General features: G+C 69.6%; 13 protein-coding genes. 1 reads left to right on the forward strand and 12 read right to left on the reverse strand.

The window, feature by feature from the left end; genetic code table 11:
- Positions 1–105: 105 nt before the first annotated feature.
- From Q0D57_RS06715 to hrcA, 10 genes are all read right to left on the reverse strand, one after another.
- Positions 106–1,782: a ribonuclease J gene (locus Q0D57_RS06715; protein ID WP_291040157.1), complete on the reverse strand. Its 1,677-nt coding sequence runs from the start codon at positions 1,780–1,782 to the stop codon at positions 106–108.
- Positions 1,783–1,820: 38 nt separating this feature from the next.
- Positions 1,821–2,798, reverse strand: a complete 978-nt coding sequence (dapA, locus tag Q0D57_RS06720; RefSeq protein WP_291040160.1) for a 4-hydroxy-tetrahydrodipicolinate synthase — start codon at positions 2,796–2,798, stop codon at positions 1,821–1,823.
- A 41-nt stretch (positions 2,799–2,839) separates the two neighbouring features.
- Positions 2,840–3,742 (reverse strand): GTPase Era, encoded by a 903-nt coding sequence (gene era, locus Q0D57_RS06725; protein WP_291040162.1) that lies wholly within the window; start codon positions 3,740–3,742, stop codon positions 2,840–2,842.
- The gene (locus Q0D57_RS06730) at positions 3,739–5,034 is read right to left on the reverse strand and encodes a hemolysin family protein (RefSeq protein ID WP_291040164.1); all 1,296 of its coding nucleotides are present in this window, start codon (positions 5,032–5,034) and stop codon (positions 3,739–3,741) included. The genes era and Q0D57_RS06730 overlap by 4 nt, the downstream gene beginning before the upstream one ends.
- Positions 5,031–5,498 (reverse strand): rRNA maturation RNase YbeY, encoded by a 468-nt coding sequence (gene ybeY / locus Q0D57_RS06735; protein ID WP_291040166.1) that lies wholly within the window; start codon positions 5,496–5,498, stop codon positions 5,031–5,033. Before ybeY ends, Q0D57_RS06730 begins: the two co-directional genes overlap by 4 nt.
- A gap of 10 nt (positions 5,499–5,508) precedes the next feature.
- A complete protein-coding gene (locus Q0D57_RS06740; protein WP_291040229.1) occupies positions 5,509–6,453 on the reverse strand; it encodes a PhoH family protein in 945 nt (314 codons plus the stop codon).
- Between the two features lie 25 nt (positions 6,454–6,478).
- The gene (locus Q0D57_RS06745; RefSeq protein ID WP_291040168.1) at positions 6,479–6,841 is read right to left on the reverse strand and encodes a histidine triad nucleotide-binding protein; all 363 of its coding nucleotides are present in this window, start codon (positions 6,839–6,841) and stop codon (positions 6,479–6,481) included.
- 29 nt (positions 6,842–6,870) lie between these two features.
- Positions 6,871–7,623 carry a 16S rRNA (uracil(1498)-N(3))-methyltransferase gene (locus Q0D57_RS06750; RefSeq protein WP_291040171.1) on the reverse strand — a complete coding sequence of 251 codons (753 nt, stop codon included), beginning with the start codon at positions 7,621–7,623 and terminating at the stop codon, positions 6,871–6,873.
- Positions 7,624–7,630: 7 nt separating this feature from the next.
- Positions 7,631–8,740, reverse strand: a complete 1,110-nt coding sequence (gene dnaJ / locus Q0D57_RS06755) for a molecular chaperone DnaJ (RefSeq protein ID WP_291040174.1) — start codon at positions 8,738–8,740, stop codon at positions 7,631–7,633.
- 70 nt (positions 8,741–8,810) lie between these two features.
- Positions 8,811–9,845 (reverse strand): heat-inducible transcriptional repressor HrcA, encoded by a 1,035-nt coding sequence (hrcA, locus tag Q0D57_RS06760; protein WP_291040176.1) that lies wholly within the window; start codon positions 9,843–9,845, stop codon positions 8,811–8,813.
- Positions 9,846–10,037: 192 nt separating this feature from the next.
- Here hrcA and Q0D57_RS06765 point away from each other — a divergent pair, with 192 nt between their 5' ends.
- The gene (locus Q0D57_RS06765) at positions 10,038–10,577 is read left to right on the forward strand and encodes a DUF4870 domain-containing protein (RefSeq protein WP_291040177.1); all 540 of its coding nucleotides are present in this window, start codon (positions 10,038–10,040) and stop codon (positions 10,575–10,577) included.
- 9 nt (positions 10,578–10,586) lie between these two features.
- Here the strand turns inward: Q0D57_RS06765 and hemW are convergent, their stop codons facing one another.
- Positions 10,587–11,810 carry a radical SAM family heme chaperone HemW gene (gene hemW, locus Q0D57_RS06770; protein WP_291040179.1) on the reverse strand — a complete coding sequence of 408 codons (1,224 nt, stop codon included), beginning with the start codon at positions 11,808–11,810 and terminating at the stop codon, positions 10,587–10,589.
- Positions 11,811–11,816: 6 nt separating this feature from the next.
- Entirely contained in the window at positions 11,817–12,479 is a 663-nt protein-coding gene (locus tag Q0D57_RS06775) for a DUF1990 family protein (RefSeq protein WP_291040181.1), read from the reverse strand.
- Between the last annotated feature and the right edge of the window lie 4 nt (positions 12,480–12,483).

Consider the following 12,483-nt stretch of genomic DNA (forward strand, 5'->3'; position numbering starts at 1 on the left):
ACGAGCTCGGGTGTCTCCAAAACCACGACCGAGACGTCACTTTCCACACGAAGATCGAGATCTAGGTGTGGAAAGTGACGTCTCGGCAGAGGGGATGGTGAGGGGTCAGGCCTCGATGACCAGGGGGACGATCATGGGACGGCGGCGCAGGCTCGAGTTGACCCAGCGGCCGACCGTGCGGCGCACGACCTGCTGCAGGGCGTGGGAGTCGCGCACGCCGTTCTCGGCCGCCTCGGCGAGGGCGGCACTGATCTTCGGCTTGACCGCGTCGAAGACCCGGTCGTCCTCCGCGAAGCCCTTGGCGTGGATCTCGGGGCCGACGACGATGCGGCCGGTCTGGGCCTCCACCACGACGATGATCGAGATGAAGCCCTCCTCGCCGAGGATGCGGCGGTCCTTGAGGTCGGCATCCGTGATCTCGCCCACGCTCGAGCCGTCGACGTAGACGAAGCCGAGGTCGTACTGGCCGACCACCTTCGCGACGCCGTCGCGGAGGTCGATGACCGTGCCGTCCTCCGCGATGATCGTGTTCTCCTCGGGCACGCCGGTCTCGATGGCGAGCTTCTGGTTGGCCACGAGGTGGCGGTACTCGCCGTGCACGGGCAGCACGTTCTTGGGCTTCAGGATGTTGTAGCAGTAGAGCAGCTCGCCCGCGGCGGCGTGGCCGGAGACGTGCACCTTGGCGTTGCCCTTGTGCACGACGTTCGCGCCGAGCTTCGTGAGCCCGTTGATGATGCGGTAGACCGCGTTCTCGTTGCCCGGGATCAGGCTCGAGGCGAGGATGACGGTGTCGCCCTCCCCCACCTCGATCTGGTGCTCGAGGTTGACCATACGCGAGAGCACCGCCATCGGCTCGCCCTGCGATCCGGTGGACATGTAGACGATCTTGTCGTCCGGGATGTCGCCGGCCTTCTTGAAGTCGACGAGCACGCCCGCGGGGACCTTCAGGTAGCCGAGGTCCTCGGCGATGGTCATGTTGCGCACCATCGAGCGGCCGAGGAGCGCCACGCGGCGACCGTTGGCGTGAGCGGCGTCGAGCACCTGCTGCACACGGTGCACGTGGCTCGAGAAGCTCGCCACGACCACGCGCCGGGGAGCCCGGGCGATGACGGCCTCGAGCACCGGTCCGATGTCGCGCTCGGGCGTGGTGAAGCCGGGCACGTCGGCGTTGGTGGAGTCGACGAGGAACAGGTCGACGCCCTCCTCGCCGAGCCGCGCGAAGGCACGGAGGTCGGTGAGGCGGTTGTCGAGCGGCAGCTGGTCCATCTTGAAGTCGCCGGTGTGCAGCACGGTGCCCGCGGGCGTCGTGATGGCCACCGCGAGCGCATCCGGGATGGAGTGGTTGACGGCCACGAACTCGCACTCGAACGGACCGAGATCCTCGATGTCACCCTCGGTCACGTCGAGCGTGTAGGGCTTGATGCGGTGCTCCTTGAGCTTCGCCTCGACGAGTGCGAGCGTGAGCGCCGAACCGATCAGCGGGATGTCCTCGCGCAGTTTCAGGAGATACGGGACAGCGCCGATGTGGTCTTCGTGGCCGTGCGTGAGCACGATCCCCACGATGTCCTGCAGGCGGTCACGCACGATGCTGAAGTCGGGCAGGATCAGGTCGACACCGGGCTGGTGCTCCTCGGGGAACAGCACCCCGCAGTCGACGACGAGGAGCTTGCCGGCGTACTCGAACACGGTCATGTTGCGGCCGATCTCGCCGAGTCCGCCCACGGGGACGACTCGGAGAGTGCCGGGCTGAAGCGGCGGCGGATCGGAAATGGGGCTCTGCATGGGCCCTCCTCTCAGCGGGGGTTGCCCGCTTCTTTCACTCAGCGGGTCGTACCCGCTACTTTCGGCAGTGCACCGCCGGCGGCCGCGTTGCGGTCGGGGCGGAAGTTCTTGAAGTCGAGACCCGGGATGTCCTTGACGAGGTCGATCTCGGTCTCGATCTGGGCGGCCTCCCACTCCTCGGGGCCCACGAGGGGCAGCCGCACGCGCGGGCTGCCGATGCGGCCGAGGCCGTGCAGGATGTACTTGGCCGCGACCGTGCCTGGCACGTGCGTCATGACGGCGCGGACGAGCGGCTCGAGCGACCGGTGGGCTGCGGTGGCGGTGGCGAGGTCGCCCGCGTTGACCGCGTCGACGATCACGCGGTACGACGCGGGCGCGATGTTGGCAGTGACCCCGATGAGGCCCACGGCGCCGATGGCGAGGTGCGGCAGCACGTTCGCGTCGTCGCCCGAGAAGTAGAGCAGGTCGGTCTGGTTGAGCACCCGGCTGACCTCGCTGAAGTCGCCCTTGGCGTCTTTCACACCGAGGATGTTGGGGTGCTTCGCGAGGCGCAGCAGCGTCTCGTACTTGATCGGCACGCCCGTGCGGCCGGGGATGTCGTAGAGGATCACCGGCAGGTCGGTCGCGTCGGCGATCATGCGGAAGTGGGTGAGGATGCCCGCCTGGGTGGGCTTGTTGTAGTACGGCGTGACGACGAGGTTGCCGTCGGCACCCGCCTTCTCGCTCTGGCGGGCGAGCTGCATGGCGTGGGCCGTCTCGTTCGATCCGCCGCCCGTGATGATCTTCGCGCGACCCGCCGCGACGTCCTTCCCGACCTCGACGAGCCGGATCTTCTCCGGGTCGGTGAGCGTGGAGGTCTCGCCCGTCGTGCCCGTGACGACGATGCCGTCGGCTCCGTGGGAGACGAGGTCGTCGATGAGCTTCTCGGCGGCGGGCCAGTCGACCTCGCCCTCGGCGGTGAACGGGGTGACCATGGCGACCAGGACCTGGCCGAACGGGTTCGCTGCGGTAGACACGGCTCTAGGCTATCGCCTCAGGTTAACGGGAGCCGACGCGCTCAGAAGCCCAGCCGTCCGAGCAGCTTCGGGTCGCGCTGCCAGTCCTTCGCGACCTTCACCCGGATGTTGAGGTAGACCTGCCGCCCGAGCAGCGGTTCGATCTGGGCGCGGGCCCTCGACCCGACCTCGCCGAGCCGGGCGCCCTTGGGGCCGATGATGATGCCCTTCTGGCTGTCCCGCTCCACGAAGAGGTTGGCGTAGATCTCGACGAGATCCTTGTCCTCCCGCTCCCTCATGTCGTCGATCGTCACGGCGATGGAGTGCGGCAGCTCGTCGCGCACGCCCTCGAGCGCGGCCTCGCGGATGAGCTCGGAGATGCGCGACTCGAGCCCCTCATCGGTGTACTGGTCGTCTGGGTAGAGCTTCTCCGACTTCGGCAGCAGCCGGATGAGCTCGCTCGTGAGCACGTCGAGCTGGATGCGGCTGGTCGCCGACACGGGGATGACCGTGTCCCATTCGCGGAGCTCCGAGACGGCGAGCAGCTGCTCCCCCACCTGCTGCTTCGACGCGGAGTCGATCTTCGTCACGACCGCGATCTTCTTCGCGCCCGGGTACTGGTCGAGCTGGTCGTTGATGTAGCGGTCGCCCGGACCGATCTTCTCGTTCGCGGGCACGCAGAAGCCGATCACGTCGACGTCACCGAGCGTCGTCTGCACGAGCGAGTTGAGCCGCTCGCCGAGGAGGGTGCGCGGCCGGTGCATGCCGGGGGTGTCGACGACGATGATCTGGCCCGCCTCGTCGTGCACGATGCCGCGGATGGTCTGCCGGGTGGTCTGCGGCTTCGAACTCGTGATGGCGACCTTCTCCCCCACGAGCGCGTTCGTGAGCGTCGACTTGCCGACGTTCGGCCGGCCCACGAAGGTCGCGAACCCCGCCCTGAAGTCGTCCTGCTGCTGGTTCATGCGTTCTCCTCGGTCGGTTCGGCCATTCTCGCGGATGCCTCGGGGTCGCGGTGAACGAGAACGGTCGTGATGCGCTTGCGGCGGCCGTCGACGCGGTCGGCGATGAGCACGAGGCCGGAGGAGCGCGCCACCGATCCGGCCACCGCGAGCCGGCCGAGCGACTTCGCCAGCAGGCCGCCCACCGAGTCGACGTCGTCGTCGTCGAGCTCGAGGTCGAAGAGCTCGCCCAGCTCGTCCACCGGCAGGCGGGCGCTCACCCGGTAGCCGCCGTCGTCGAGCGGTTCGACCTCCACGACGTCTCGGTCGTACTCGTCGGAGATGTCGCCCACGAGCTCCTCGATCAGGTCCTCGAGCGTCACGAGCCCGGCGATCCCGCCGTATTCGTCGACGACCATCGCGAGGTGGTTCGACTCGGCCTGCATCTGACGCAGAGTGTCGTCGACCTTCTTCGACTCGGGGATGAACAGGGGCGGCCGGGCGAGCTCGCTCACCGGCATCGTGTCGAGCTGCAGCGGCCGCTCGTAGCTGAGCCGCGCGGCGTCCCGCAGGTAGAGCACGCCCGAGATGGCATCGACGTCGTCGACCACGACCGGGATGCGGGAGACGCCCTTGCTGAGGAAGAGCCCGAGCCCGTGGCCCACGGTCGCGTCGTCGTCGATCGTGACCATGTCGGTGCGCGGGATCATGACCTCGCGGACGACGGTGTCGTTGAACTCGAGGATGGAGTGGATAAGTTCGCGGTCGTCCTCCTCGAGCACATCGAGCTCGGTAGCCTCGTCGACCATGCTGAGCAGCTGCTCCTCGGAGGAGAACGCGCCCGTGCGCGGCCGGCCGGGGGTGACCCGGTTGCCGATCGCCACGAGGGCGTTGGCGAACGGACCGAGCACCACGCGAGCGATGTGCACAGGGACGGCGCCCGCCCGGACGACGCCGCGCGCGTGCACCCGGCCGACGCTGCGGGGGCTCGAGCCCACGAGCACGAAGGAGACAGCCGTCATGACCACCGCGGAGAGCACGAGCGCGATCCACAGCTCGTCGATCGTGAACGAGAACGAGATCGTGACGAGCACGGCGGCGGTGGTCTCCGAGACGACGCGCACGAAGTTCGCCGCATTCAGGTGCGCACCCGGGTCGAGGGCGATCGCCTTGAGGGAGCGCTTCGCCCGGTAGCGCTCCGAGAGCTCGAGCAGATCGCTCCGGGACAGTGTGAGCAGCGCCGCGTCGACCGCGGCGAAGAGGCCTCCGAATGCCACGAGCACGAACGCCGCGACGAGGAAGAGGGCGATCGTCATTTCCGGCGGCGGCGCTCGTCCATCGCGAAGCCGACCAGGATGTCGCGCTGGATGCCGAACATTTCGCGCTCCTCCTCGGGCTCGGCGTGGTCGAAGCCGAGCAGGTGCAGGATGCCGTGGGTGGTGAGGAGCAGGATCTCCTCGAGCGTGGAGTGGCCCGCCGCCTCGGCCTGGGTCTCGGCCACCTGCGGGCAGACCACGACGTCGCCGAGGAGGCCCGCGGGGGTGGGCGACTCCTCGGTGCCCGGGCGCAGCTCGTCCATCGGGAAGCTCAGCACGTCGGTGGGACCGGGTTCGTCCATCCACTGCACATGGAGCTGCTCCATGGCCGCCTCGTCGACGAGCACGATCGCGAGCTCGGCATCCGGATGCACGTGCATCTGCTCGAGCGCGTAGCTCGCGAGCCGCAGGAGCGTCGGCTCGTCGACCGGGATGGCGCTCTCGTTGTTGACTTCGATACTCACGCGGGTGCCCTCATCGGTTGTTCTGCTTGGCCTGCTTGGCCATCTGGAGCTGGTCGAACTTCGTGTAGGCGTCGACGATCTGGCCCACGAGGGTGTGCCGCACCACGTCGGCGCTCGTGAGCTCGGCGAAGTGGATGTCGTCGATCCGGTCGAGGATGCGGGAGACCACCCGGAGGCCGCTCGTGCCGGTGGGCAGGTCGACCTGGGTGATGTCGCCCGTGACCACCATCTTCGAGCCGAAGCCGAGGCGGGTGAGGAACATCTTCATCTGCTCCGGCGTCGTGTTCTGCGCCTCGTCGAGCACGATGAACGAGTTGTTGAGGGTGCGGCCGCGCATGTAGGCGAGCGGTGCGACCTCGATGGTGCCGACGGCGAGGAGCTTGGGCACGATCTCCGGATCCATCATCTCGTTGAGCGCGTCGTAGAGCGGCCGCAGGTAGGGGTCGATCTTGTCGGTGAGGGTGCCGGGCAGGTAGCCCAGGCGCTCCCCCGCCTCGACGGCCGGGCGCGTGAGGATGATGCGCTCGACCTCCTTGCGCTGCAGAGCCTGCACGGCCTTGGCCATGGCGAGATAGGTCTTGCCGGTGCCGGCGGGGCCGATCCCGAACACGATCGTGTTCTCGTCGATCGCGTCGACGTACTCCTTCTGGCCCGCGGTCTTCGGGCGCACGCTCTTGCCGCGCGCCGAGACGATGGCCTGGCCGAGGAGGTCGGAGGGGCTCCTCGTGCCGTCGCTCTCGAGGATCCGCGCCGAGGAGGTGACCTCGACCGGCGTGAGGTCCTGGCCGTTCCGCACCATCAGCAGCAGCTCCTCGACGAGCCGCCGGGCCGAGGCGACCTGATCGGGCTCGCCGGAGAGCGTGATCTCGTTGCCGCGCACGTGCATCTCGACCTGCGGGTGGTTGCGTTCGACGGTGGCGAGCAGACGGTCCTGCGGGCCGAGCAGACGGACCATCTCGATGCCGTCGACGTGGAAGGTTTCAGTGTGCGCCAAGTGATGCTTCCTCCAGGCCGCCTGCCATCACGTGCGCGTGCACGTGGAAGACGGTCTGGCCGGCGTTCTCGCCGGTGTTGAAGATGAGCCGGAAGTCGCCGTCGGCGAGCTCCGCGGCGAGGGACTGGGCCATGGCCACGATCTCGGCCAGGAGACCGGGGTCGCCCGCGGCGAGCTCCGCCACGTCGCGGTACTGCTCGGTCTTCGGGACGACGAGCACGTGCACGGGAGCCTTGGGGGCGATGTCCTCGAACGCGATCACGCGGTCGGTCTCGGCCACGATGGTGGCCGGGATCTCGCGAGCGATGATGCGCGTGAAGATCGAGGGCGTCTCGGATTCGCTGGACATGCCGTCCATCCTACTTTTGCCGCTCGCCTTCACCACCGCCCGAGGGCCACATTGGCCACGGCGATCGCGGCGGGACCGGCGGTGGAGGTGCGCAGCACCTCGTCGCCGAGGCGCACGAGCTGCGCGCCGGCCTCGGTGAGCAGCTCGAGCTCGCGCGGTGAGATCCCGCCCTCGGGGCCCACCACGAGGAGGGTGGTGCCGGGACCGGACGCGAGATCGACCGAGCTCAGCCGGTCGGCCGCCGTGGGCTCGAGCACGAGGATGCGCGTGGGCGCCTCGCGGTCGGTGGCGCGGGCGATCAGAGCCTTGGTGTCGACCGGGTCGTCGACCACCGGGACCCACGGCCGGATGGACTGCTTGGCGGCCTCGCGCACGATCGTGGTCCAGCGCTCCACGCCCTTCGCCACCTTCGGGCCGGACCAGCGCGAGACCGAGCGCTCGGCCTGCCACGGCACGATCGCGGAGACGCCCAGCTCGGTGGCGGCCTGGATGGCGAGCTCGTCACGGTCGCCTTTCGCGAGCGCCTGCACGAGCACGAGCCGGGGTGTCGGCTCGTCGTGCCACTCGCTCGACTCCACGGCGATCTCGAGCTGCTTCGCCTCGGCCTTCACGACGACGCCGCGGACCATGAGGCCGCGCCCGTCGCCGATGGTTGTGTGCTCACCCACGCGCATCCGGTTGACCGTGACCGCGTGGCGCGCCTCGTCGCCGGAGAGCTCGACGAGGTCGCCGGTCTCGATCGGGATCACGGCGAGGTCGTCGCGCAGGAACAGGGAGCTCACGAGCGGGTCAGACGTTCAGGAAGCGGTCGCGGAGCTTGGCGAAGAGGCCCTGCTGGAAGTGCCCGAGCGTGGGGGCCGGGTACTTGTGCGCCTTCGCGAGCTGCTTGACCAGCTCCTTCTGCTTGTGGTCGAGCTTCGTGGGGGTGACCACCTGGATGCCCACGCGCAGGTCTCCGCGGCCGTTGCCGCGGAGGTGCGTGATGCCGCGGCCCTTGACCGTGAGCACCTCGGCGCTCTGCGTGCCGGGCTTGATCTCGAGCTCGATGTCGCCGTCGAGCGCCTTGACCGAGGTGGTGGTGCCGAGCACCGCATCCCACATCTGCACCTCGAGGGTGCAGAGCAGGTCGTCCTCGTTGCGGGAGAAGACGTCGTGGTGACGCACCTTCATCTCGAGGTACACGTCTCCCTGCGGGCCGCCCGCGGGGCCGACCTCGCCCTGGCCGGGGAGCTGCAGCCGCAGACCGGTGTCGACGCCGGCCGGGATGTCGACCGGGATGGTGCGGCGGGCGCGCACGCGGCCCTGGCCCTGGCAGGTGGAGCAGGGGTTGGGGATGACGGTGCCGTAGCCGCGGCAGGTGCCGCACGGGGCGCTCGTGACGACGTTGCCGAGGAGCGACCGCACGGTGCGCTGGATCGAGCCGGAGCCGCCGCAGATGTCGCAAGTGACGGGCGAGGTGCCGGGCTGGCAGCACGAGCCGCTGCAGGTCTCGCAGAGCACGGCCGTGTCGACCTCGAGGTCGCGGTGGGTGCCGAAGATGACCTCGCCGAGGTCGACCTCCACGCGCAGCAGGGCGTCCTGGCCCCTCTCGGCGCGCGACTTGGGGCCGCGCGAACCGCCGCCCTGGCCGCCGAAGAAGGTCTCGAAGATGTCGCCGAAGCCGCCGAAGTTCTGGCCGCCCCCGCCGAACCCCTGCTGCGGGCCGCGGTCGTAGTCGCGGCGCTGACCGGGATCGCTCAGCACATCGTAGGCGTGGGTGACCTGCTTGAACTTCTCCTGCGCATCCGGGCTCGGATTGACGTCGGGGTGCAGCTCGCGGGCGAGCTTGCGGTAGGCCTTCTTGATCTCCTCGGGCGTCGCTTCGCGGGACACGCCGAGTACGTCGTAGTGGTCAGCCACCAGGGGCTACTCCTTCGTTCGGTCAGGAATTCGGTGCGGAATGCGGGGGAAGAGAAGAGGTCGGCGACGATCAGCCGGGGGTGCCGGGGTCGCCCAGGGTGCGGGAGAGGTAGCGCGCGACCGCGCGCACGGCGGAGATGTTGCTCGAGTAGTCCATGCGCGTGGGGCCGAGCACGCCGAGCCTCGAGATGGAGGTGCCGACGCCGCGGTAGCCCGAGGCCAGGATGGAGGTCTCGCCGAGGCCGAACGACTCGTTCTCGCGGCCGATCGAGACGGTCACACCGCGCTGGTCGGCCTCCATCTCGCTGAACAGGCGGAGCAGCACCACCTGCTCCTCGACCGCCTCGAGCACGGGGAGGATGCTGCCGTTGAAGTCGTCCTCCGTGCGCACGAGGTTCGCAGCCCCTGCGATGAGCATCTTCTCCTGCCGGTTGGCGGAGAGCTGCTCGAGCAGGATCGCGACGACACGGTCGGTGACGGGCCGCTCGGCGGGCGGGAAGCGCTCACTGAGACCGGCGAGCGCCGCGGCGCCCTCGATGACGGTGAGCCCCGAGAGCACCTCGTTGAGGCGGCTGCGGAGCGTGGCGATGAGCGCGTCGTCGAGGTCGGCCGGCACATCGACGACCCGCTGGTCGACGTGGCCCGCATCCGTGATGACCACTGTCATGAGCCGCCGCGTGGTGAGCGCCACGACCTCGACGTGCCGCACCCGGGCCTGCGACAGCGAGGGGTACTGCACGAGCGCCACCTGGTGCGTGAGCTGGGAGAGCAGGCGCACGGTGCGGGCCAGCACGTCGTCGACGTCGACCGAGGAGCCGAGGAAGGTCTCGATGGCGTGGCGCTGGGCCTGGCTGAGGGGGCGCAGGTCGGAGAGGTGGTCGACGAAGAGGCGGTAGCCCTTGTCGGTGGGCACGCGGCCCGAGGAGGTGTGCGGAGCGGTGATGAGCTCCTCCTCCTCGAGGAGGGCCATGTCGTTGCGGATGGTCGCGGCCGAGACGCCGAAGGAGTGCTGCTCGGCGATGCGCTTCGAGCCCACGGGCTCGCGCGAGGCGACGTAGTCCTGAACGATCACACGGAGGACTTCGAGACTGCGTTCCGACACCATCTGGAACCCTCCTCCCGATCGCCGACCCGGAGCGGGCTGTTGGCACTCACACATCCGGAGTGCCAATTATATCCCCCATCGGGGGCTTGCGGGTGCGGACACCCGCCGTCCAAATCATTGCCCGCACCGACCCCGAGCGCTATCCTGCCTCTGATACGAGCCTCCGCTCCCCGTCTGAAAGGCACAGAGACAATGACTGACCCCAACGCAACGCCGCCGTACGACCCGGCCGCAGGCCAGCCGACGCCTCCTCCCGGCCAGACCCCTCCCCCCGGGTACCAGGCTCCGCCCCCCGGCTACCAGGCTCCCCCGGCCGGCCAGCAGGGCTACCCCCAGCAGCAGGGCTACCCGCAGCAGCAGGGCTACCAGGGCCCCGTCGCCGCCGCTCCGCTCTCGCCCGCCGAGGACAAGCAGTGGGCGATGCTCGGCCAGCTCGGCGGCATCCTGGGCTGGCTCCCGCCGCTGATCATCTGGCTGGTCTTCAAGGACCGCGGCCCCCTGACCAACCAGGAGGCCAAGGAGTCCCTCAACTTCCAGATCACCGTCGCGATCTTCGTGGTGGGCCTCTACATCATCGGCACGGTGCTGTCGATCATCTTCATCGGCTTCCTGTTCTACTTCCTGGCCTGGGCCGTGCAGATCGTGGGCCTCATCTTCGCGATCATCGCGGGTGTGAAGGTCAACAGCGGCGGCACCTACCGCTACTTCTTCAACTTCCGCTTCATCAAGTAGCGCGAAGCACTACGTCAGGCGGCGCACCACGGCGTCGGCGAGCAGACGGCCCTTCAGGGTCAGCTCGACCGCCCCGCGGAGCGCCGCCTTTCCGTCTATCAGGCCCTCGGCGATGAGGCCGGCGACCTCGCGGCGGGCCTCCGGCGCGAGCGACTGCGTCTGCAGGGCACCGCGCACCCGGGTGAGCAGGAGCACGCGCTCGAGCTCGCCCGTCTCGCCGTCGATGGTCTCGCGGCCCGCGGCGGGAGATTCGCCCGCCGCGATCCGCTGCGCGTACGCCGCGGGGTGCTTGACGTTCCACCAGCGCGTCTCGCCCACGTAGCTGTGCGATCCGGGGCCGATCCCCCACCAGTCATGGCCGACCCAGTACGACAGGTTGTGCCGGGAGGGCCGCCCCGTCTCACGGTGCGCCCAGTTGCTCACCTCGTACCAGTCGTAGCCCGCGCTCGCGAGCGTCGCATCCGCGAGCTCGTACATGTCGGCCTGCAGATCGTCCGAGGGCTCCGCCACCTGACCGGAGCGGATCTGACGGGCGAGCTTCGTGCCGTCCTCCACGATCAGCGCATAGGCCGAGACGTGGTCGGGCTCGTTCTCGAGCACAGCGTCGAGCGAGCGGCGCCAGTCGTCGAGCGTCTCGCCCGGGGTGCCGTAGATGAGGTCGAGGCTCACCTGCAGGCCGGCCTCGCGGGCCCAGCGCACGACATCCGGGATGCGCGCGGGGTCGTGCGTGCGCTCGAGCGTGGCGAGCACGCTCGGCACGGCCGACTGCATGCCGAAGCTCACCCGCGTGAAGCCGGCCTCGGCGAGGGTCTGCAGGTAGGCGGCGTCGACCGAGTCGGGGTTGGCCTCGGTGGTGATCTCCGCATCCGGCACGAAGCCCCAGGTGTCGCGGGCCGCGCCGAGCATCTGCGCCAGCTGGTGGGCGGGCAGCAGCGTGGGCGTGCCGCCCCCGAAGAAGACCGTCGAGAGCGGGCGCTCCGGCACCCCGGAGCCCTCGAGCACACCGCGGGCGAAGCGCATCTCGGCGATCGCCTCGTCGGCGTAGTCGGACTGCTTGGCCCCGCGCAGTTCGGTCGCCGTGTAGGTGTTGAAGTCGCAGTAGCCGCAGCGCACCCGGCAGAAGGGCACGTGCACGTAGAGGCCGAGGTCGCGATCGGCCGAGGCCGCCGCACCCGTGGGCGGCAGCAGGCCGTCGGTGGGAGCGGGGTCTCCCAGCGGGAGAGCGGAGGGCACGGGCGCCTACAGTCCCCGCGCGGGCGAGAGCGAGCGGAGGTAGCGGCGCGTGGCTCGCGCCTGCATGATGCGGAGCACGGGGTAGCCCAGGCGGTAGTACCAGGTGCTCGGGCGGGAGAAGGCGCGGATGACGATCCAGACCGAGTCGTCCTGGCGACGCTCCACGACGAAGCTCTCCTCACCCGACTCCGGATGCCCGGGCAGGGTTCCGTAGGCGAAGCCCCGGCGGCCGGGCTCCTCCACCAGGTAGACCACGCGCACCGGCGCCTTGACCACGAGGCCGAACGCCTTGATCGAGAGCACGGCGGTGGTGCCGGGCGAGACGAGGGGCGTGCCGTCTTCTCCGTAGGCCTGCTCCGGATGCGTGTCGCGGGGGGCGACCGGATTGCCCTCGGAATCGAAGACGAGGCCCACGTAGTCGGTCTCGGTGGGGGTGGGCAGCTGGATGTCGCCCACGCTGATCCCGGCGCCGCGCTGGACGCCCCAGGCCATGAGCTTCGCGCTCGCGGCCTCGAAGCGCTCGGCGCCGGAGCCGATGCGGGCACGCGCCTCCATGGGGCGGAAGCCCTTCGGCGGGAAGTAGAGCAGGTCGGCCGACTGGGTGGCACCGATGGCGGCGTAGCTGAGCGGTGCGTCGACGGCCTGCTGAGGGGCGGGGAGGGCGCTCACCGCG

This window comes from Herbiconiux sp., assembly GCF_023264895.1.
Taxonomy (GTDB): Bacteria; Actinomycetota; Actinomycetes; order Actinomycetales; family Microbacteriaceae; genus Herbiconiux.